This is a genomic window from Ruegeria atlantica (assembly GCF_013033965.1).
Lineage (GTDB): Bacteria > Pseudomonadota > Alphaproteobacteria > Rhodobacterales > Rhodobacteraceae > Ruegeria > Ruegeria atlantica_D.
On record NZ_WQFE01000001.1, the window covers coordinates 225,498 to 244,648 of the forward strand.

The window sequence follows — 19,151 nt, forward strand, 5'->3', positions numbered from 1 at the left end:
CCTCCCATGTTTCCGCTCAGTCTGGCCCGGCGAAGCAATTCCGGCAAGATTGACTTGGCGTCGCGTTGCATCCCCTGCCCCGCATGTGCGATATCCCGCGCGAACAGTTCAGATATAGGGCCGCCTGACATGATCCTCTACCCCGCCATCGACCTCAAAGACGGCCAAGCCGTGCGCCTGCTGCGTGGTGAAATGGACAAGGCTACTGTTTTTAACGAGGACCCGGCCGCGCAGGCGCGTGCCTTTGTCGAGGCGGGATGCGAATGGCTGCACCTTGTCGATCTGAACGGGGCTTTCGCGGGTGAGCCGGTCAACGCCGTCCCGGTTGAGGCAATTCTGAAGGAATGTAACGTGCCCGCTCAACTCGGCGGCGGTATTCGCGACATGGCGACGATCGAAACATGGATCGAAAAAGGACTGGCCCGCGTGATTCTGGGTACTGTTGCGGTCGAAAACCCCGATCTGGTGCGCGAAGCAGCCAAAGCCTTTCCGGGCAAGGTCGCCGTAGGCATCGACGCGCGCAACGGGATGGTCGCGACAAAGGGCTGGGCCGAGGAAACCGATGTGCAGGTCACCGATTTGGCCCGCAGTTTCGAGGACGCGGGTGTCGCGGCCATTATCTACACTGATATCAACCGTGACGGCGCGATGCAGGGTCCGAACGTTGAGGCGACCGCAGCCTTGGCGCGTGCGGTATCAATCCCAGTCATCGCTTCGGGCGGCGTGTCTTCCATCGCCGATCTCATTGATCTGCGCGATTGTGGCGCAGCTTTGAACGGTGCGATTTCCGGCCGGGCGCTTTATGATGGGGCGATTGATCTGAAAGAGGCTCTGACCACGGTCAGAGAGTAACCGATGTTCAATACGCACGTGAAACGATCTGCCCTATCCGCCAGAAGTCTTCTGCACAAACGGGTGAAAGACGGGGATTTTCTGGATTGCTTCAGTGTCGCTTCAAACCTGCCGCCGCGCCGCGCGGCTGAGATCATCACTGATTTTCCCCTGTGGGCACAAGCGTTGGTACGATTGCGCGGCTTGATAGTGGCACCATTCGGGATCAGCAAGGCCGGCCCGGATGCCAAAGATAAAGTCGGCATTTTCCCCGTTGAGCACGCCAACGAGACCGAGTTGATCGCGGGTTTCAACGACCGCCACCTTGATTTCCGAGTTTCCGTTCTATCTGAAAATGGCAAGGTTTCGCTGGCCACTTGGGTCCATCGCCATAACTTCGGGGGACGCCTGTACCTGACCGCGATCATGCCGTTTCATATTCTGATCGCCCGGAACGCGCTTGCGCGACTCGGCCGCGCAAGCGCCTGATGTAATTCAGACTTAACCTGCTGCGGCCGCCGTCAACTTGGCCAGTGCGCCGCGCATTTTTTTGATGACAGGTGATTTCTCGACTTCATCAAGCTCGTCCATCGTCTCTTTTGGGTCTTCATAGGCCAGCCAGACCTGTCCGTTCTCGTCTTCGTAAGCCTGTACTTTAAGCGGCAGGAACAATCCCGCGCGCGGGTCGATCTGCATGGCCGGTGTTCCCAGCGCCGGGTTCCCGAAGATCAGCACCTGATTTGCAGGAATAGTCAGCCCGACCTTTTCCGCGCCTGCCGCATGATCAACGCGCGCAAAGATGGTTGCGCCAGCGTTGCCCACAGCGGCTTCGAGGGCATCCATTGCCTCTTGCACCGATTTACCTGTGTTTACCTTGATGATGTCATCAGCCATGGCAGACATCGCCCCTCCAAAAGTCAAAATTGTTGCCAGTATCAGATTTCGCATATCGGGTTTCCTTCTGTAATTTTCATCTTAATTGTCTCATCTTTTCGTAGTCTTACAATCACAACTCTGGCATCGGCGAGGCTTTGCCGTAAATCCGAGTCTCGCACTTTGCACGCACCTGAAGACCGTCCCACAATCGAGAACAATAACCCGTTTTGACAGATATTTTACTCAGCTTAGCCCAAACTTGGTCTTAATTCGCCTGTAGCAGTTCGACAACGAACTTGAGCAGGGATTCCCACCGTGAGTATTACCAGCACAGAATATTCGAACAATTCTTGGTTCAGAATTGCGATCGTTTTCAGTTTTTGCACGACAGTTTTTGTCAGCGCTTCTCTTTTGTTCTTTGTCCAGCCCCTGTTTGCAAAGCTGGTGCTACCGCAAATCGGCGGCGCACCTGCGGTTTGGACCACGGCAATGCTGTTTTTTCAGGTTGTTCTGATCGTCGGCTACATTTACGCCCATGTGTTGACAAAATGGATACCCTTGCACTGGCAGCTGGTTACGCATCTGGCACTTTGGGCGGCAGCGCTGACGTATCTGCCGCTCTCAATCAGTGACGGCTGGAGTTATGACGCATCCAGTTCAACGGCGCTGCAAACCCTCAAGTTGTTTGCCTTGGGGGTTGGCCTGCCATTTGCTGTTCTTTCCGCTAATGCTCCGTTGCTTCAAGCTTGGTATTCGCGTTCTGGCGGGCCTTCGGCAGACGACCCATATTTCCTTTACAGCGCCAGCAACGTTGGATCACTGCTGGCCCTTCTGGCTTTCCCTTTGCTGGCAGACCCTCTGCTGGGTGCCAGTGCCACCAGTAACCTGTGGTCCATCGGATTTGTCATCTTTGGTGGGTTGATGGCGATAAGTGGTCTTGTTGCACTGCGCGGATCCCACAACGTCGTTGCGCCAGCCGCAGCCGATATCGCGAACAGCACTCCAAAGCTGAAGCGGATTGCAACCTGGATCGTGATCGCCTTTGTACCTTCATCTTTGATGCTTTCCTTCACCACGAAGGCCAGCACGGATCTGGGCTCAATCCCGCTGATTTGGGTTGTACCTCTGGCGACTTATCTTCTGACCTTCATTTTCGCCTTTGCGAAACTGAAATGGTTGAGTGTCAAATCCCTGCACATTCCAATGATTTTGGCGCTGGCGACTGGTGTAGTCCTTTTGTCAAATCTGATAGATCATCATAAAACTCCCGTCGTCTTTTTGCTGTATGTCCCTGTTCTGTTTGTAATCGCCCTCTATGCACACAGATTGCTATACGAAATGAGACCTGCGGCAGAGCAATTGACAGTGTTCTACATCGCCTTGTCGGTGGGTGGAGCATTTGGTGGATTGTTCAATTCCATTCTTGCCCCGTTGGTATTTGCCCAGGAAGTCGAGGCACAACTGACGTTTATTTTGGCTGCCGGATTGCTCTTGATCGGAAAAGGTGCAGTTACCCCAAGGAACCTCGCATTTGGTCTGATCGTCAGCTACCCGATCCTTTTTTCCTTCGGTATGATCGATGGAATAGATCCACTTGGAAAGGGCGCTTTGCGAGCGGTTGCCGCATCCGCGATGCTGTTGACCGCGCTGATCCTGTTCCGCAATCAACCTGCACGTATCATTGCTATTATAGCAGCACTTATGTTGCCGGTTCTTTGGCCGCAAAAGGGCGCGCTGCTTCAGGATCGAAGCTTTTTTGGAACGCACACAGTGTTCTCGACGGCAGACCTCAGAATTTACCAAAACGGAACCACACTGCATGGTTTGCAGCTGGAATCGGAATTTGGCAAAAAACCAACTCCGAAGTCCTATTACTATCCCAAGGGACCAATGGCTCAGGTCATAACATCTGAATTCGGGCGCCAAGCCGACAGCATCGGAATTGTCGGCCTCGGAGTCGGTGCTTTGTCCTGCTACAAGCTTCCGTCGCAGGAATGGGCATTCTTTGAGATAGACGCCATGGTGGATAAGGTGGCGCGCGACCCGTCCCTTTTCACCTATATCTCAGAATGCGCGCCGAACTCGCCGACGCATCTGGGTGACGCGCGCATCGTTCTGGCTCAGACAGATTATACATTCGATATTCTGGTCCTGGACGCATACAGCTCTGACGCGATCCCTTTGCATCTGACCACAGAAGAAGCTGTACAGATGTACACAGAGCGACTGGTTGGCGACGGGGTTTTGGTGTTCCACATCAGCAACCGCTACTACGATTTGGTCGGTCCACTTGCGCGGATTGCGGACAAGCTTGGTCTTCATATGGCGCACCAGTTTCATCAGATCGAAACGGACAGCCAAGAAATTGGCGCGCATAAATCGCATGTTGTGATCGTTAGCCCAGATCAAGCCAGGATCGACAGTTTTGTCCAGAACGGAAAATGGCAGCCCGTGGTTTCGGACGGGGGTGAACCGTGGACGGACGACAAGGCCAACCTTCTGTCCGCTCTCAAATTGCTTAAAGACAAAAAGCAATAGAACCAGCGCAAGATCTTAGCCAACGATTACCCTCGCCGTTTTCCTCAACGTGCCCTGACAGCACTGGAAACGGCGGGGTTTTGGCGCTAGAGGTGCGCCAACAAAGGACGCTGGCATGCTTAAAACCCGTATCATTCCCTGTCTGGATGTCGCCGATGGCCGTGTGGTCAAAGGTGTTAATTTCGTTGGTCTTCGGGACGCAGGTGATCCAGTGGAATCTGCCAAAGCCTATGACGCAGCAGGCGCGGATGAGATTTGTTTTCTGGACATCCACGCCACGCATGAAAACCGCGGCACCATGTTCGATGTGGTTCAACGCACAGCGGAACAGTGCTTTGTTCCGCTGACGGTCGGCGGAGGTGTTCGTACCAAAGACGACGTGCGCGCGCTGCTGCTGGCGGGGGCCGACAAGGTCAGCTTCAACTCCGCTGCTGTCGCCAACCCGGATGTCATCGCCGAAGCCGCGGATCAGTTCGGCAGCCAGTGTATTGTCTGTGCCATCGACGCCAAAACCGTCAGCCCCGGCAAATGGGAGATATTCACCCACGGCGGTCGCAAGCCCACCGGCATTGACGCGGTGGAATTCGCCAAAACCGTCGTCGCCAAAGGAGCCGGTGAGATACTGTTGACCTCGATGGACCGCGACGGCACCAAAGCAGGCTTCAATTTGCCCCTGACCCGAGCGATCTCGGATACGGTGGATGTACCGGTAATTGCCTCTGGCGGTGTAGGCGACCTGGATCATCTGGTCGAGGGTGTGACGGAAGGTGGGGCCAGTGCAGTGCTGGCGGCCTCGATCTTCCACTTCGGCGAATACACCATCCGCGAAGCCAAGGAACACATGGCAGCGGCTGGCATCCCGATGAGGCTGACATGAACATCTTGCACGAACTGGCCGCTACAGTTGAGGCCCGCAAAGGGGACGATCCCGACACCAGCTGGACCGCAAAGCTATTGGCCAAGGGGCCTGAGAAATGTGCTGAAAAATTCGGGGAAGAGGCCGTTGAAGCCATCATCGAAGCGGTCAAGGGCGACAAGGCAAAACTGACATCCGAGGCTGCGGATGTCCTCTATCACCTGCTGGTCATGCTGGCCGCGCGGGACGTGGCGCTGGACGACGTATTGGCAGAGTTGGCCCGCCGCCAGGGCACAAGCGGTATCGCGGAAAAGGCATCCCGCCCAAAGACATAAGCGCGGGTTCCGTCCGACCGTCCTGCCCTGTATAGTCAGGGATCAGTATGGGACTTACCGAGGAGCGCGGGAATGACCAGAGCTTTGGCCGTTGTACTGGCTGTGCTTTCGCTTGTGATGATTGCCGCGTGTTCGGCACCACCGCGCGCGACCGGCGATGAGGTCCAAAGACTGGCAACGGAAATCCGCAGCCTTGGTCCGGATATCGACCCCGAAGAAGCTGACCGCGCGGCCCGCATCGCCTATTCCTATACCGCGCAGCTGGTTCAGGAATATGAAATCACCGACCCTCCGCTGATCCACAATGCCAAGGTCAACAAAGGCCTGCGCCCGCGCGGGCTGTGCTGGCATTGGGCCGAGGATATCGAACGTCGACTGAAGCAAGAGAATTTTAAGACGTTAGAGCTGCACCGCGCGATAGCGAATGCGGATAACCGGTTCAGGATCGATCACAGCACCGCCATCATCAGCCGCAAAGGTGAGACGATGTATGACGGCGTGGTGCTGGATCCATGGCGGTACGGCGGTGTGCTGTTCTGGTCGCCCCTGGCGGAAGACACCAGATATGAGTGGGTGCCCCGCAACGTTGTTCTGGAAAAGCGACGTCAGGAACAATACGGGGCGTTGCTGCCCTATGTCAGCGGCTAGCTTCACAGCTTGGACGAGATCACTCCGGTCGCGAACCCGCCCATGCGCAACTCGCCAAACAGGCGCTGATATTCAATTTTGGGGCAACGGTTCATAACTACATCCACACCGCGCGCCTGTGCCCGGGCTGCTGCTTCGGGATGTTCAACGCCGATCTGCATCCAGATCGTGCGCAGATCGGGAAATGCAGACAGGGCATCGTCGACTATTGGGGGAACGGCCTCGGACCGGCGGAAGATATCGACCATATCAACCGGCTGAGTAATCTCGGACAACGACGCCTGCACGGTTTGGCCAAAAAGAACCTTCCCGGCATGACCGGGATTCACAGGAATTACTGTGTATCCTTTAAGCGAGAGGTAGCGCGCAACGTAATAGCTGGGCCGTACCGGGTTCATCGATACGCCCACGACGGCGACCACTTTGGTCCGCCGCAGGATGTCTTTCAGGAAGGAGTCTGTGTAATCCGTCATGCGGTCACCCTAGACGCCGTCCGGCAAAGAAAAAAGCGCTCAGGTCGAACCTGAGCGCCAGTTGTTGGAACGAGGGACAGTGAAATGACCCGCGGCAGTTCCGTTCCGCGGTCACTGTGACATTTAGGCATAAGTTTTGAGAAAAAAAGAGGCGCGTCTCCTTTTTGTGATGACATATCAAAAAAAGAGGGAATTTACCTACTTTTGATACAATACCAAAGGCCAGTTTTCCTCGGCCATGTGAATGTACTCTGCACGATCTCCGCGCCAAAGCTGCTCAACCTCGGGAGAATGGGTCAAGTACAATCTACCGTCCACCATGTCCCAGAGCATCGGATCAGTGCTTTTTAAAATACCTTGAGCCATGGCATATGCGCAGTAGCCCCCGAACTGAGGGGAAAAGGCGCGGGGATTGCTTTCGAACAGATCACGATTCTCAGCCGAGGCGAAATGCCATTCCGCCCCTTTCCAGACAACGGAATACTCGGGCAAACCGCGTATCGGTGATTCTCCCAGAAAATATGACACCGGATCATAGCCGTCCATGACGGCTCCGTCGGCTTCGTAGAAGACGGGCATATCCTGTGCATAAGCGGCAGGAAGAAAGGCGGCAGCGGCTATCGCACCAAGTATGAAACGTCTAGTTGGCATCACAGGCTCAGGATTACAAATTCAGGGTATCAAAATGCAATCTTTTGTCGCGCATAACACCCCTATTAACGCGGTTGTGAACGCCCGTGTCGCTTTAGCCTGCGTCAGTCAAAGATATCCTCGACCACGTCCCAGGCCTCATCGATGACCCGGGCGAAGATCCCCTTTTTCTTCTTTTTCTTTTTGTTCTGGTATGCGGTGGCCGTCCTGTAGCTGTCGCGCTTCGGCTTGTCATTGTTTAGCTTGCGCTTGGGAACCATCTTGAGGTCATGCAGAGGGGCTCCGCAGCTGGAGCAGCTGAGTTCATGGCGCTGCTTCCCCTTCAGAACCAACGCGGCGCGCGTTCCGCAGTAGCAGCAAGTTGCGATCTTGGTCGGGCTGGAAATGGCTCTCTCCTGTCTATCAATGCCTTGAAGCATATAAGGCAATTGCGGCAGCATTTGAGACGTTCAGAGAACCAAATCCACCGGATGCGTCGATTTTCACCAGCTGATTGACAGTTTCCTTGGTCTTTTGCCGCAGGCCCGGCCCTTCGGCCCCCAACACCAACGCGACAGGTTGATCCAGTTTGCCGCCCAACGCCGTCTCGATGGTTTGTTCGGCCTCACCGTCCAAACCCAACACCAGAAAGCCCATGTTTTGCAATTCAACGATCGTATCCGCCAGATTGCGCACACGCAGATAGGGCTGACGCTCCAGCGCTCCGCTGGCGGTTTTGGCCAGCGCGCCCGTCTCTGGGGCCGAGTGGTGCCGCGTACCGATCACGGCACTAGCCCCAAGCACTTCGGCCGACCGAAGAATCGCCCCTACATTGTGCGGGTCGGTGACACGGTCCAACAGAATGACCCTAGGATGTTCACGCCCAATGCAGTTTTCAGCCAACCCGCCCCAATCAAGCGGTTTAACCTCAAGTGCAGCCCCCTGATGAACCGAACCGGGATCAATGGGCGCGGTGAATTTGCGTGGATCGACAATTTCCGCCTCAATCCCTGCAAACTCAATCGCTTCGGCCAGTTTATCCCGCGCGTTCCGCGTCACGATCAGTTTCAGTTTCTGCCGGTTCGGGTTCATCAAAGCATCCCGAACGGCGTGCAAACCGAACAGCCAAACAGTTTCGGACGCCGCAGCTTTGCGCGCCTGTTCCTTTTCAACAACCCACTTGGGTTTCTTCATTTCTTGGGCCTCCGGGCCGGGAATTCGGTTTCCTGCGTCAAAGCCAAATTTTCCTGTTGACGCTCCTTCAAGGCGCTAGTAATCACGCCTCCACGTCAGGTGCAACGCCTGACAGTGGGCGACAGGCCGCAAGGTGTGGCAGGGGACTGTAACTCCCTCGCGGAGACGCACGCCTGGTTCGATTCCAGGGTCGCCCACCATCTTTCCAAACATATACAGATCGCCTGACCAAAGACTTTGACGCGCATTGGCGTTCGATTGTGAGCCTCTGTTGCATTTTGTTGACATGGGTTGGGCATCGCGCCTGGACCACCAGTCTTGCCTCCGGAAACGAAAAAAGCCTCCAAGTTTTCTATTCGCAACCAGCATACGGCAGGGCACCCACAAAAGTCGGGGCTTGGCTGGCGCAAGGCAGTTTGGAGAGCAGATGCTACAGGCTGTTGCCTGCGCAAAGCACGTGCTGTGCGCCGAAACGAGAGCCTGAATGCGGCGATCCTGCACCAATCGCCACCTGAACAGTCCGAGCTGCCTTATGACAAAGTAATCAACCACGACTCTGACGCGCTAAATCTACGTTCCCAGAATTGCCGTCGCCTAGTTTGGCAGGCATTTCCATTCGCCAACGACCTTCCCGCCTCGAACGGCAAGCATGGTGCCGAATTGATTCAACACGGCCTCGCTTTGACTGGGCCGCAGCAAGGCGATGTCACCCGGCGACACGTCGGACGCACGGGGGCCAGTCCACACTTCCTGATTGCTGGAACGGCCAAAGATTGCAGAGTACCCAAAACCGCCGGGAAACACCGGCTGGGCAAGGAAGTGGCCGCCAAAGACGGCAATATCCATTTTTTGCCGAGGTAAAAACTCCATCCCCGGCAAAACATTACCCGGCAAGACCTTAAGGACCGGCGTTGCGATGAACGCGGCCGGTTCGAAAGCCTGCGTCGTGGCGTGATCAAAGTCGGTGGGCTTTACCAGGACCGAGCCGAATGCGACCTCGTTTGCCGCACCCTGGGAAAGATAGGATTGAAAGGTCAGGCTGCCGCCAGTGTTCAGACACAAGCCTTCCCCGGCGTGCGGCAAAGCCACGAGGGCAGCTGCGAACGCATCTGCGCTGGCCTTTGCAGCACGTTTGCGCAAAATGCCCGGAAGTTTGGCCAAATGCGCCTCGTACCCCATCACCCCAGACAGATTCCCATATGGGTGCCCCACGATCTGTTGGACAAGCTCTGACACGGATTGAGGGTCAACTCCGCCGCGATGCAGGCCAATATCCAACTCAAGCGACAAACGAAGCGGTGTTTGGCGGTCCGAGGCCAGCGCCAGATACTCTGCAAGTCGCGTCGGAGTGTCGATCAACCATTGCACGCGCCCTGCAGCATCAGGACAGGCGGCCAGCAGCCTCGCGGCCGAACTGACTGGCAAAGGCTTTCCGATCAGATGATCCGTATCGGGCTCAGCCGTCAAAAGCGCCTGCAACATAGGCTCGGAAAACGTCATCAGGCCAGAGGTCGAAATCCGCTCGCGAATGAAGTCCAGCAAGGGCAGACACGGCAGAGACTTGGCGACCAATCTGCGGGCCAGTCCGGCATCGGCAACCCCGTCCGCGACAGAACAATTGGCGTCCAGAAGGTCCAAGTTCACCGCAACGACAGGCTTGTCCACGCCGTAGGATCGCAGGGACTCTGACAGGTGCTTCAAGCCCGCGGCGTTCATGGCCGAAACAACCGGGCAAGCGCGGGGGTCAGAAACTTACCCTGTGGGTCCAGCTGTTCGCGCAGCGCACAAAACCGGTCGAAATCCGGGTACATCACTGACAGGTCCTTGTAGGATAGATTGTGCATCTTGCCCCAATGCGGGCGGCCTCCGGCTTCGACAAATAGCGGCTCAATGGCTCCGAAGTACCGTTTGTGATCTTCACCTGCGTCTGTGTGAATTGCGATGGAAATGCGCGGCCCGCCCTGAAACGGAGACAGGCAGGCCGTGTCACCAGCGGTCTGGCGTACTTCGATCGGAAAGTAGATGTTTTTGTGATCGCGATGCAGGCGCGTCAGAAGCTCTTGCAGAACATCCACCGCTACATCGGGCGGCAGATGGTACTCCATTTCCTTAAACGGAATGTGCCGATCACTACACAAAACCCGCCAGCTTTCGCCGACGTAATCTTCGTCGGACTGCGCCATTGTCAGTAACTTCAGTAATGCACTGCGCAACCCCTCGCTCACCCTGCCCGCGCTTCGTGCAAGTTTCAGGACCTTTACAGCGATCATATCCAGATCGCGTGGCGCTTTGCCTTCTGGGGCATCGGTGATGGCATGACGAAGTTCGACGGTTTTTCCGGTGAACGGGATGTAGAAAAACTCAAAATTCCGGTTCTCTGCCCAATTCTGATGCATCGTGGCCAGACTATCCTCGACCGTGCAAAGTTGAACCTGCCGACGCAGGTTGTACTTTGGCACGACCGAGATCTGTGTTTCGGTCAATACGCCCAACATCCCCAAGCTGACCTGGACCATCTCAAGCGGGATATCATCCGTGGTCAGGATCTCTCCGTTTGCCCCGACCAACCTTGCGGCGGTGATTTCTGCCGAAAGGCAGGGCATTTCACGCCCGGTCCCATGGGTGGCGGTCGACGCCGCGCCGGCCAGTGATTGCGTATTGATGTCCCCAAGATTGCGGAACGCCAGCCCCTTGTCCGCCAGCGCCGGTGACAGATCGCGTAGCCGCGCGTTGGCGTTGACCCACACCCGATCCTGCTCGACGTCGCCGATCGTTGGCAGGTCTAATCCCGACAAATCCACGATCCGGTCACCACCGGCCACAATCGGCGTAAAGGAATGCCCCGCACCCAAGACCCGCAGGGTTTGAGGCTGCGCGATTTCTTTTTGCAGCTCGGCAATCGACGTCGGGCACGCTATTGTCGTATCCGCGTGCTGATTTCCGGCCCAGTTGGTCCACATGCTCTGTCTCCTCCAAGAAAGAGGATTGCAGCACATGTGGAACGAAACAAGTCAGGAAAACAGAAGCTTACCCTACGGGAGTTTTGTCAGGCCGCAGCCTCACGCTGCGCGGTGACGCGGTTGAACCATTCAACGATGCTTTCCGGATCAGCCGTGATCTGTTCGGCCGCGCCACCTGTGAACTCGTCGAATTTTTCTTTGTTCAGACCGTTCACACCGACAAGGACGGGAATATCTTGCGCCAGCGCTTCGGCGATCACAGGGCGAAAACCACGCCCGTCCGCCTCATGTTTGCCGAATTTATTGATGATCAGCAGCTGCGGTGCGTCGGCCAGCGAAGCGGTCACATATCCAACGGCCTGCTCCAACGCTGCAGGGTCCAGACGACAACCGCGCGATTGCTCACCAAGGGATTGGGAAATGCGAATGGTCTCGCCCTCGGGCAGAACCCGGACATCCATGTCACATTTGCTGCTATCCGCGCATTCGGTGTTGGTTTGCACCACCCCAGCCAGAGCCGCGCCGTTGGCAAGCAAGTGTTCGGCAACCGCGCTCAGCAAGCGGTCCGTCGCGCCGCGGTCGGTGGTGGTAACATAGGCCAGATGCATCCAAGGACCCCTTAGTACAGATTTGTGACATTCCAGATAGCACGCAAGTACCCGCGCGACCACTCTCTTGATTCACGGCAGTGGTGACAACCCAATCACAGGTGCGTGCAGGTGAAGCAGCGCCATGAAGATGGTGGCTGAAACCATCCAGACCCAAAGCCGTGGCCAAGGACGAGGCGCACGCAACGACAACCGGGCCGTATTGCGAGACAACCTGGTCCATTCCATTCCCATATCGCGTTGTTTACGGCGATCTATCAGGGCCATACCGACAGCCGCAAAACCTGCAAAAAGCCCGAACAGGATTACGTGTGACAGACTGCCATTGGCCAGCAGATGCGCCCCAGCCCACAGCATCAAGGCCGCAAGAATTGGGTGACGCGTGGTCCGCAGAATGCCCGGTTTTTCAGGATCGAAGGCGCGGCGCCCCATCCCGCCAAAAGAGAACGGGTTTTGGATCGACAAGCCTGCAACCGCCAGCCAACACACGATCGGCATCACCAAGAGTGGTACCCAGCGAAAAATGGCAAGCGGTGGTATGACCTCAACGTAAGGCGCTTGTGCTGCGGCGACGATCAGCCATACCAGCACCAGCAAGGACAATCCGGAATAGGCCGCGAAATATCCCCTGCGCCCCAACGTTTCAATCAGCCGCCCGCGCACGGCAGGACGCACCGGGATGGCGTGGCTAAGAAGGAAGGTGATCAATGCTGCGAGGAAGAAGGCCCAACCGGTCATAGTAATCTCCGAACGTGTTACGCAGGATCTATGCCCCGATTACTGTCCGGTCTTTGTCCAAAATCAAGTGCGGGGGAAAAGGGGCGGACACACCGCCCCTGCCCCATTTTAAAGCCCCAGAGCTTTACGCTGTTCTTCGGCAAAGCCCTGCACGATACGGTCGGCGACCAACGCCAAAATCGCCATCGCCGCTCCGGCCGAGATACCCAGACCCACATCCGCCTGACCCAGCGCCAGATAGATCGACTGCCCCAGACCGGTGGTCCCAATCAGCGCCGCAATCACCAGCATGGCAAATGCATAGAGGATGGTCTGGTTCAGACCCAGCAGGATCGTTGGCGCGGCATAGGGCGCACGGACGTCGCGCATGATCTGCCACTCGGTCGCGCCGCTTGAGATTGCGGCCTCCATCATCTCTTCCGGGGTGTTGACCAAACCGTGCCGCGTGTAGCGGATCATCGGGACGATGGCGTAGGCACAGATCGCCAGAAAGGCCGAGAACTCGCCAATCTGAAAAACCATCAGCACCGGGATCAGAAAAACGAACAGAGGGATCGTCTGCAGCATGTCGCAGACTGGACGAACGACCTTCCAGACCGGCGACCATACGGCACTGGCCAGACCGATCAGGCCGCCTGCGGCGGCGCAGGAAAACACCGCAGCGCCGCTGAGGTAGAGCGACAGCAAGGCGCGTTCCCACAGGCCGGAAACGAGGATGGTGCACAGCAACCCAACCGAAAGCGCTGCCAGACGCCAGCCGCCCGCAGCATAGCTGAGCGCGGCCGCGCCAGTCAGAACGAAGGGCCACGGTAGGTTCGAGATGCCGGTTTCCAGCATTCCGATCAGGATCAGCACGACCAGACCGCCTGTCAGATGTCCGCGCCATGCCATTAGCGCGGCGACAACAGCACCGGCAGCAAAGAGGCCGAAGCTCATTCCTGCTGTCCACTGGAAACCCCAGGTGAACGGTAGAACCGCCTGATCCAGACCGATCCGCAGCGGCAACAGAACATAGAACAGCGAGTTGTTCTTGAGCGCATCCAGCCAAGGACCATTAGCCTGCGTGAACGCGGTCAGCCCGCTGTCGACGGCCTCAGCCATTGGGTCCAGCAGGGTCAGTTCGGATGGGTTCGGCAGCCACGCCCAAAAGGCGGCGGTAAACAGGACCGTAAAGCCCAGAACCGCCCAGACGACACGTTGATCATAACGCTTGCGCTCGGTGGCCAGCGTGCCACTCATCCGGTCGATCACCACGGCAAAGACCACGATGACCAGACCAGCCATCAGCGACTCGCCAAACTGCGCCTTGCGCATGGTCAGAAGGACTTCCCAACCTATGTCGTTGAACCCGCCGATCACGGCGGCAATGATGACCATCGACAGGGCGGCCATCAGACACTGGTTCACGCCGACCATGATCTGCGTCGCGGCGGCGGGAATTTCGACCTGAAATAGCTGCTGAAACCGTGTGCCGCCGGACATGATTGCGGCCTCTTTGATTTCCGGCTCGACCCGCTCCAGACCCAGCATAACATTGCGTGCCATGGGCGGAGCCGCGTAGATGGCCGAGGCGATCAGGCCCACCACGGGACCAAAACCGAACAACAGCAATAGCGGCGTTAGATAGGCAAAGGTCGGAACCGTTTGCATCACGTCCAACACCGCCTGCACAAACGACTTCACCCGCGGAACTTCGTTGGCGAGGATACCGATGGCACCGCCGACGATCAGTGCGACCGGGACCGAAACAGCAACCAACGCGAGCGTATTCATACTCTCGGCCCAGTAGCCTGAGGCCAGCACGAAACACAGGCCAAAGAACCCGAGCGCAGCCATCGGCAAACCGCCTAGAAACCAACCCAGCGCTGTCACCAGACCGATCAGAATAGGCCACGGGGTGTTACCCAACACGAAATTGGCCCAGTTCATTGGGTAAGCCATCAGGTCGGAAAACAAACGCATCGCCGGTTTGATACCGTTCAGAAACCAATCCAGAAACGCGCCAACCCATTGTGTGGCGGGCAGTTCCCACGTGGTGGGCCACTTGACCAACCAAGGCGCAACGCCCTCCAACGCAAGACAAATCGCACCAACGATGACGGTGATTAATGCAGCCTTCGCACCTATCGTAAGGCGCGACACGGGTTGAGCCGGGATATCTGCCACAGCAGTCATGTTTCTTCTACCTGTAGCGCGGCGGCGAGATCAGAAGGATGAACCGTCCCGACAATGTTGCCGTTTTCGTCCCGCACCGGCACGGGTTCGTACAGCTCCATGCAATGCGCAAGTGCTGCATCCAATGTCATGGACGTGGTCAGGCCCGGATCGTCAGGGCCACGCTCAGATTCATCCCGCATGACCGAGGCAACCTTTGCGTGCTGCCCCTTGGCCACGTCTTTCGAGAATTCGCGCACGTAGTCGTCTACGGGGCGCAAAACGATATCCGTCGGCGTGCCAATCTGAACGATCTTGCCGTCGCGCATGATGGCAATTCGGTCGGCCAGTTTCAGTGCTTCTTGGATATCGTGAGTAATAAACACGATGGATTTCTTCAGCGTGGCCTGTATGCGCAGGAATTCGTCCTGCAACTGCCGGCGGATCAGGGGGTCGAGGGCCGAGAACGGCTCATCCAGAAACCAGATATCGGGATTTACGGCGAGGGACCGCGCAATCCCCACCCTCTGACGCTGACCACCCGAAAGCTGACGGGGGAAACTGTCCTCGCGACCTTCCAATCCAACCAACGAGATCACTTCTTGCGCGCGCGCCAGACGTTCCTTTTTTCCAACGCCCTGCACCCGCAGCGGATAGGCCACGTTTTCCGCCACAGTCATATGTGGAAACAGGCCGAAATGCTGGAACACCATTCCCAGCTTTTTGCGCCGCAATTCGGTCAAAGCCTTCTTTGACGCGCCGATGACGTTTTCACCGTCGACCCGGATTTCGCCACCCGTGCCGGGCAACAATTGCGAGATACAGCGGATCAGCGTGGATTTTCCTGACCCGGACAGCCCCATGATGACGAAAAGCTCGCCCTCTTTGACTTCGAAATTGGCGTCCTGAACAGCCGGAATGAACCCGTGTTCGCGCAGATCGGCGGCAGCTTGGTCTGCGTCATTCCCTGACCGAGACAGCGCGTCGGTCAGGGCTTTATCTGCACCTTGGCCAAAGACCTGCCAGAGATTCTGGCAGGCAATGGCTGGCGTATTCGCGTCAGTCACTTATGCGAACTCACTGAGTTGCCGCGTCAACAACCGGACGCCACTTGTCTTCGTTCGCAGACATCCATTCGGCGACAACCTCTTCGACCTGACCGCCGTCAACGTCGATCGCGCCCATCATCGGCTGCTGGTCCTCGACCGCCAGCTGATAGTTGGACAGGATCTCATAGGCTGCAGGCCACTTGTCTTCCATACCGTTCCAGCTGGCCTTGAAGATGCGCGAGGGTGAGAAATCGCAATCATTAACGGCGTTCGGGTTCGGACCCCATGCCGGATCGTTAAAGCACGCCTCTTCACCTGCGGGCAATTCAACGAACTGCACGTCATAGGCCGACATCGCCCAATGGGGCTGCCAGAAGGTGATCAGCAGCGGCGACTTGCGCTCGGTCGAGGCGCGAAGTTCGGCGATCAGAGCGCCCTCAGATCCGGCAGGAACCGCTTTGAACGGCAGTTCAAGACCGGTCATACGGTCGGCGCCGGGCGTACCCCAATCGGCAGGATAGTCGACCAGACGGCCACCGGGCAGCGTTTCAGCAGTTGCAAAGACTTGCGCGCAGTCTTTCAACGCTTCCCATGCGGGCAGTCCCGGGCACAGATCCGCCACGTGCGCTGGATAAGCGATACCTTCCTTGGCATCCAGACCCAGATCACCGATCTCGACGACAGTGCCTTCTTCGATTTTCTTGGCGTATTCATCCGAGACGTTCGACGACCAGATTTCCAGCGTTGCAGTGATGTCGCCATCTGCGATCGCCTGGAACTGGTTCATCATACCGGCGGTCACGTATTCAACGTTGTAGCCTGCGGCCTTCAACATTTCGCCCGCCACATGGGTTGTCACGTGCTGACCAGTCCATTCGTTGATCGCCAGTTTAATCGGCTCGTCCACGGCGCCCATATCGGCGGCAGAGGCGGAACCGGCTACCATCAAAGCCAAAAGGCTGACACTGAGTTTTTTCATCGACATTCTCCCTGTCTTTTTTCTTTCTCGTCCACCTCAGCGCTCAATTAAGCGCTGGTCGGTTTCAAGGACGACAATACCATGTCGCAACATGCACAATATTGGCTGCAAAAGGAAAGTGGCCACTTTGAACAAAGGCGTAGATTTTCACCTTGTACCAAGCTGCAAGTCCCTCTTGCTGCGCTGTACTGATCACCCGTGATGTTGTGTTTGCACTTTTTTGGCACGGGTCGTTGATTGACGAGTCAATCACAAACCCGAATCCCCTGTTTTGTCGAGCATTTCTTTTCCTGGTATTCGGTTTTTTTGCTCTTTTTGACTTCAGAAGCAGTAAAAGCCGAAAAACTCTCTCTCTTTGAGACCTTGCAACGCAGTGCTCAACAGGCAACTTTGTTGGTGGAGGACACAGTTGATGCATCACTTCGATGAAATTTTTAAAATGGCTGCCAATCGCCACGGTGGTAGCGATGCCCTGAATGAAAAGCTGACCAAGCCCAAAAGCATCGCCGAACTTGCCGAGATGCCTGATGATCGCTGGCTGTCGATCATCACAAAGACTATCTTTCAAGCCGGGTTCAACTGGAAAGTCATCGAAAATAAATGGGATGGGTTTGAAACCGCATTTGACGGTTTCGACGTCGGGCGCTGCGCTTTCATGGATGATGAGAAGTTCGACGCCTTACTGCAGGATACGCGCATTGTTCGCAACGGAACCAAAATCGCGACCGTCCGTGACAATGCCGCCTTTTTACTGGAGCTCCGTGAAGAAGGTGGTGCGGGGCAGGTCTTTGGGGCATGGCCATCTGAGGACTATGTCGGTCTGTTAGCGATGTTGGCAAAACGAGGGTCACGTCTGGGCGGGGCGTCAGCCCAATACGCCATGAGATTTGCAGGGCGCGACAGCTTTATCCTTTCGCAAGACGTCACCGCGCGTCTGATTGCCGAAGGTGTGATCGACAAAGCCGCAACCTCGAAAAAGGCGATGGCTGCGGTACAAGAGGCCTTTAACACATGGATGAAACAATCCGGTCGATCTCTGACGGAAATCAGCAGGGTTTTGGCAATGAGCCTGTGAAAACGGGTTGCAGCACGGGCACTTCGCATTAGGCTTTGGTCATGGCCCTTCGCATTTTGATGACGCTTCTTTTTCTGCTGGCAGCCTGCGGTCGCCCTTTGACGGATCAGGAACGCGCCTTTGCAAGCGCTGTTCAGGGAGACACGCTTGACCTGGATCGTGTGCGTCTTGTTGAAGGTGCCCCGGTTGCACCTATCACATTCTACCGCAAGGACCGACCGCGCCTTGCCTGCCGGGAACGTATCCTGCCGCCAACCAAAGAGGGTGTTGTGACCGCCAAACCGGCTGCCGTTGCATTGTTCGACAAGGTCTATTTCACGCAGGAATGGTACCTCGAAGATTATATGTCCGACTTCCCGGAACAAATGGACCTGATTGCCGGGATGTTGCTGGCGCACGAACTGACTCATGTCTGGCAGTGGCAGAACCGCCGAACAACCGGTTATCATCCGCTTCGCGCGGCTGCAGAGCACGGCGGAAACAAAGACCCCTACTTGTTTGACCTGAAAACATCGCCTGATTTTCTGTCCTACGGCTTCGAACAACAGGGGGCGATCGTTGAGGAATATATCTGTTGCCGGGCATTGGATCCGACCGCGCCACGCACGCAGCGGCTGCATGAGATGTTGGGGGCGCATTTTGACCTGTCCCCACTGCCCGGCGCGGAACGCGAGCGTGCCGTTGTCATTCCTTGGAGCGGAGCGAAAATCGAAGGGATTTGCCGCGAAAGCTAAGCCCTATTGCAGCGTCTCCAGATACGCCACAAGATCCACAATCGGCTGACTGGTCAGGATCGGCTGGCCGTCCGGAGTTTTCATCGAGGTATCCTGCCCGTCGAAATACGGGCCATAAATCGGCATCGGGCTGCCATGGCTGACCAAGGGATCGCGCCCGTCGATCCGCGCCACAACCCGGGCTGTTGGAAATACACCACCAACTGACGTCAGTTGTGTCAAATCAGTGGGTTGGATCACCAGAACGCCCGCCATTGGCCCATTCCCCGTCGCATCAATCCCGTGACACGTCGCGCAATAATGCTGATAAAGCTCGGCGCCGGTTTCCACGTTCTGCGCTGCGGCCTGAGACGCCGATGCAGCAACACTCGCACAAGCTGCCACAAACATCGGTCTGATCATTGCATCCTCCTGTCACGATTGACATTTGCAGGCTTGCCCACAGGACGGCTTGGCGCAATGATCCAGATCAA

Annotated in this window: 21 protein-coding genes and 1 tRNA gene; 9 read left to right on the forward strand and 13 right to left on the reverse strand. The window is 56.6% G+C overall.

The window, feature by feature from the left end; translation table 11 throughout:
• Positions 1-129: 129 nt before the first annotated feature.
• The gene (gene hisA / locus GOW16_RS01125) at positions 130-852 is read left to right on the forward strand and encodes a 1-(5-phosphoribosyl)-5-[(5-phosphoribosylamino)methylideneamino]imidazole-4-carboxamide isomerase (protein WP_170409429.1); all 723 of its coding nucleotides are present in this window, start codon (positions 130-132) and stop codon (positions 850-852) included.
• Between the two features lie 3 nt (positions 853-855).
• Entirely contained in the window at positions 856-1,320 is a 465-nt protein-coding gene (locus GOW16_RS01130; protein WP_170409431.1) for a DUF2867 domain-containing protein, read from the forward strand.
• A gap of 12 nt (positions 1,321-1,332) precedes the next feature.
• On the opposite strand, the gene GOW16_RS01135 is transcribed toward GOW16_RS01130, so the two are convergent.
• Positions 1,333-1,779, reverse strand: coding sequence for a DUF302 domain-containing protein (locus GOW16_RS01135; RefSeq protein WP_254429656.1), 447 nt, complete (start codon positions 1,777-1,779; stop codon positions 1,333-1,335).
• A 417-nt stretch (positions 1,780-2,196) separates the two neighbouring features.
• On the opposite strand from GOW16_RS01135, the gene GOW16_RS01140 reads away from it, so the two are divergent.
• The 4 genes from GOW16_RS01140 to GOW16_RS01155 all read left to right on the forward strand — a co-directional run bounded on the left by GOW16_RS01140 (position 2,197) and on the right by GOW16_RS01155 (position 6,084).
• Complete coding sequence (locus GOW16_RS01140) at positions 2,197-4,245, forward strand: transporter (protein ID WP_217354462.1); 2,049 nt, start codon at positions 2,197-2,199, stop codon at positions 4,243-4,245.
• A gap of 115 nt (positions 4,246-4,360) precedes the next feature.
• Complete coding sequence (hisF, locus tag GOW16_RS01145) at positions 4,361-5,122, forward strand: imidazole glycerol phosphate synthase subunit HisF (RefSeq protein WP_170409433.1); 762 nt, start codon at positions 4,361-4,363, stop codon at positions 5,120-5,122.
• Positions 5,119-5,436, forward strand: coding sequence for a phosphoribosyl-ATP diphosphatase (locus tag GOW16_RS01150; protein ID WP_170409434.1), 318 nt, complete (start codon positions 5,119-5,121; stop codon positions 5,434-5,436). The genes hisF and GOW16_RS01150 overlap by 4 nt, the downstream gene beginning before the upstream one ends.
• Before the next feature lie 72 nt (positions 5,437-5,508).
• Positions 5,509-6,084 carry a hypothetical protein gene (locus GOW16_RS01155; RefSeq protein ID WP_170409436.1) on the forward strand — a complete coding sequence of 192 codons (576 nt, stop codon included), beginning with the start codon at positions 5,509-5,511 and terminating at the stop codon, positions 6,082-6,084.
• A gap of 2 nt (positions 6,085-6,086) precedes the next feature.
• On the opposite strand, the gene GOW16_RS01160 is transcribed toward GOW16_RS01155, so the two are convergent.
• The 4 genes from GOW16_RS01160 to rlmB all read right to left on the reverse strand — a co-directional run bounded on the left by GOW16_RS01160 (position 6,087) and on the right by rlmB (position 8,381).
• The gene (locus GOW16_RS01160; protein ID WP_170409438.1) at positions 6,087-6,557 is read right to left on the reverse strand and encodes a CoA-binding protein; all 471 of its coding nucleotides are present in this window, start codon (positions 6,555-6,557) and stop codon (positions 6,087-6,089) included.
• Between the two features lie 198 nt (positions 6,558-6,755).
• The gene (locus tag GOW16_RS01165; RefSeq protein ID WP_170409440.1) at positions 6,756-7,208 is read right to left on the reverse strand and encodes a YHS domain-containing (seleno)protein; all 453 of its coding nucleotides are present in this window, start codon (positions 7,206-7,208) and stop codon (positions 6,756-6,758) included.
• 104 nt (positions 7,209-7,312) lie between these two features.
• Entirely contained in the window at positions 7,313-7,627 is a 315-nt protein-coding gene (locus tag GOW16_RS01170) for a hypothetical protein (protein WP_170410507.1), read from the reverse strand.
• Positions 7,611-8,381, reverse strand: coding sequence for a 23S rRNA (guanosine(2251)-2'-O)-methyltransferase RlmB (rlmB, locus tag GOW16_RS01175; RefSeq protein WP_170409442.1), 771 nt, complete (start codon positions 8,379-8,381; stop codon positions 7,611-7,613). The genes GOW16_RS01170 and rlmB overlap by 17 nt, the downstream gene beginning before the upstream one ends.
• 116 nt (positions 8,382-8,497) lie before the next feature.
• On the opposite strand from rlmB, the gene GOW16_RS01180 reads away from it, so the two are divergent.
• Positions 8,498-8,581 (forward strand) — tRNA-Tyr (locus GOW16_RS01180).
• Between the two features lie 394 nt (positions 8,582-8,975).
• On the opposite strand, the gene GOW16_RS01185 is transcribed toward GOW16_RS01180, so the two are convergent.
• The 7 genes from GOW16_RS01185 to GOW16_RS01215 all read right to left on the reverse strand — a co-directional run bounded on the left by GOW16_RS01185 (position 8,976) and on the right by GOW16_RS01215 (position 16,869).
• Positions 8,976-10,097, reverse strand: coding sequence for an alanine racemase (locus GOW16_RS01185; RefSeq protein ID WP_170409443.1), 1,122 nt, complete (start codon positions 10,095-10,097; stop codon positions 8,976-8,978).
• Complete coding sequence (locus tag GOW16_RS01190; RefSeq protein ID WP_170409445.1) at positions 10,094-11,341, reverse strand: D-arabinono-1,4-lactone oxidase; 1,248 nt, start codon at positions 11,339-11,341, stop codon at positions 10,094-10,096. The genes GOW16_RS01185 and GOW16_RS01190 overlap by 4 nt, the downstream gene beginning before the upstream one ends.
• An 86-nt stretch (positions 11,342-11,427) precedes the next feature.
• Complete coding sequence (locus GOW16_RS01195; protein ID WP_170409447.1) at positions 11,428-11,949, reverse strand: DUF2478 domain-containing protein; 522 nt, start codon at positions 11,947-11,949, stop codon at positions 11,428-11,430.
• 72 nt (positions 11,950-12,021) lie between these two features.
• Positions 12,022-12,687: an NnrU family protein gene (locus GOW16_RS01200; protein WP_170409449.1), complete on the reverse strand. Its 666-nt coding sequence runs from the start codon at positions 12,685-12,687 to the stop codon at positions 12,022-12,024.
• A gap of 108 nt (positions 12,688-12,795) precedes the next feature.
• Entirely contained in the window at positions 12,796-14,862 is a 2,067-nt protein-coding gene (locus GOW16_RS01205; RefSeq protein ID WP_170409450.1) for an ABC transporter permease, read from the reverse strand.
• Complete coding sequence (locus GOW16_RS01210) at positions 14,859-15,908, reverse strand: quaternary amine ABC transporter ATP-binding protein (protein ID WP_170409452.1); 1,050 nt, start codon at positions 15,906-15,908, stop codon at positions 14,859-14,861. The genes GOW16_RS01205 and GOW16_RS01210 overlap by 4 nt, the downstream gene beginning before the upstream one ends.
• A 10-nt stretch (positions 15,909-15,918) precedes the next feature.
• Entirely contained in the window at positions 15,919-16,869 is a 951-nt protein-coding gene (locus tag GOW16_RS01215) for an ABC transporter substrate-binding protein (protein ID WP_170409454.1), read from the reverse strand.
• A gap of 412 nt (positions 16,870-17,281) precedes the next feature.
• Here GOW16_RS01215 and GOW16_RS01220 point away from each other — a divergent pair, with 412 nt between their 5' ends.
• A complete protein-coding gene (locus tag GOW16_RS01220; protein ID WP_170409456.1) occupies positions 17,282-17,944 on the forward strand; it encodes a DNA-3-methyladenine glycosylase I in 663 nt (220 codons plus the stop codon).
• A 41-nt stretch (positions 17,945-17,985) separates the two neighbouring features.
• Entirely contained in the window at positions 17,986-18,678 is a 693-nt protein-coding gene (locus GOW16_RS01225) for a hypothetical protein (RefSeq protein WP_170409458.1), read from the forward strand.
• Between the two features lie 3 nt (positions 18,679-18,681).
• Here the strand turns inward: GOW16_RS01225 and GOW16_RS01230 are convergent, their stop codons facing one another.
• Positions 18,682-19,080 carry a c-type cytochrome gene (locus GOW16_RS01230; RefSeq protein ID WP_170409460.1) on the reverse strand — a complete coding sequence of 133 codons (399 nt, stop codon included), beginning with the start codon at positions 19,078-19,080 and terminating at the stop codon, positions 18,682-18,684.
• Positions 19,081-19,151: the final 71 nt, after the last annotated feature.

What these genes read in the sequence shown, in the direction of transcription:
- GOW16_RS01190 (WP_170409445.1), bottom strand. Translation starts at nt 11,341, where the DNA reads ATGTGGACCAACTGGGCCGGAAATCAGCACGCGGATACGACAATAGCG.
- GOW16_RS01130 (WP_170409431.1), top strand. Translation starts at nt 856, where the DNA reads ATGTTCAATACGCACGTGAAACGATCTGCCCTATCCGCCAGAAGTCTT.
- hisF (WP_170409433.1), top strand. Translation starts at nt 4,361, where the DNA reads ATGCTTAAAACCCGTATCATTCCCTGTCTGGATGTCGCCGATGGCCGT.
- GOW16_RS01195 (WP_170409447.1), bottom strand. Translation starts at nt 11,949, where the DNA reads ATGCATCTGGCCTATGTTACCACCACCGACCGCGGCGCGACGGACCGC.
- GOW16_RS01155 (WP_170409436.1), top strand. Translation starts at nt 5,509, where the DNA reads ATGACCAGAGCTTTGGCCGTTGTACTGGCTGTGCTTTCGCTTGTGATG.
- GOW16_RS01135 (WP_254429656.1), bottom strand. Translation starts at nt 1,779, where the DNA reads ATGCGAAATCTGATACTGGCAACAATTTTGACTTTTGGAGGGGCGATG.
- GOW16_RS01140 (WP_217354462.1), top strand. Translation starts at nt 2,197, where the DNA reads ATGCTGTTTTTTCAGGTTGTTCTGATCGTCGGCTACATTTACGCCCAT.
- GOW16_RS01205 (WP_170409450.1), bottom strand. Translation starts at nt 14,862, where the DNA reads ATGACTGCTGTGGCAGATATCCCGGCTCAACCCGTGTCGCGCCTTACG.
- GOW16_RS01170 (WP_170410507.1), bottom strand. Translation starts at nt 7,627, where the DNA reads ATGCTTCAAGGCATTGATAGACAGGAGAGAGCCATTTCCAGCCCGACC.
- GOW16_RS01220 (WP_170409456.1), top strand. Translation starts at nt 17,282, where the DNA reads ATGCATCACTTCGATGAAATTTTTAAAATGGCTGCCAATCGCCACGGT.
- GOW16_RS01225 (WP_170409458.1), top strand. Translation starts at nt 17,986, where the DNA reads ATGGCCCTTCGCATTTTGATGACGCTTCTTTTTCTGCTGGCAGCCTGC.
- GOW16_RS01230 (WP_170409460.1), bottom strand. Translation starts at nt 19,080, where the DNA reads ATGATCAGACCGATGTTTGTGGCAGCTTGTGCGAGTGTTGCTGCATCG.
- GOW16_RS01215 (WP_170409454.1), bottom strand. Translation starts at nt 16,869, where the DNA reads ATGAAAAAACTCAGTGTCAGCCTTTTGGCTTTGATGGTAGCCGGTTCC.
- GOW16_RS01165 (WP_170409440.1), bottom strand. Translation starts at nt 7,208, where the DNA reads ATGCCAACTAGACGTTTCATACTTGGTGCGATAGCCGCTGCCGCCTTT.
- GOW16_RS01200 (WP_170409449.1), bottom strand. Translation starts at nt 12,687, where the DNA reads ATGACCGGTTGGGCCTTCTTCCTCGCAGCATTGATCACCTTCCTTCTT.
- GOW16_RS01150 (WP_170409434.1), top strand. Translation starts at nt 5,119, where the DNA reads ATGAACATCTTGCACGAACTGGCCGCTACAGTTGAGGCCCGCAAAGGG.
- hisA (WP_170409429.1), top strand. Translation starts at nt 130, where the DNA reads ATGATCCTCTACCCCGCCATCGACCTCAAAGACGGCCAAGCCGTGCGC.
- GOW16_RS01185 (WP_170409443.1), bottom strand. Translation starts at nt 10,097, where the DNA reads ATGAACGCCGCGGGCTTGAAGCACCTGTCAGAGTCCCTGCGATCCTAC.
- rlmB (WP_170409442.1), bottom strand. Translation starts at nt 8,381, where the DNA reads ATGAAGAAACCCAAGTGGGTTGTTGAAAAGGAACAGGCGCGCAAAGCT.
- GOW16_RS01160 (WP_170409438.1), bottom strand. Translation starts at nt 6,557, where the DNA reads ATGACGGATTACACAGACTCCTTCCTGAAAGACATCCTGCGGCGGACC.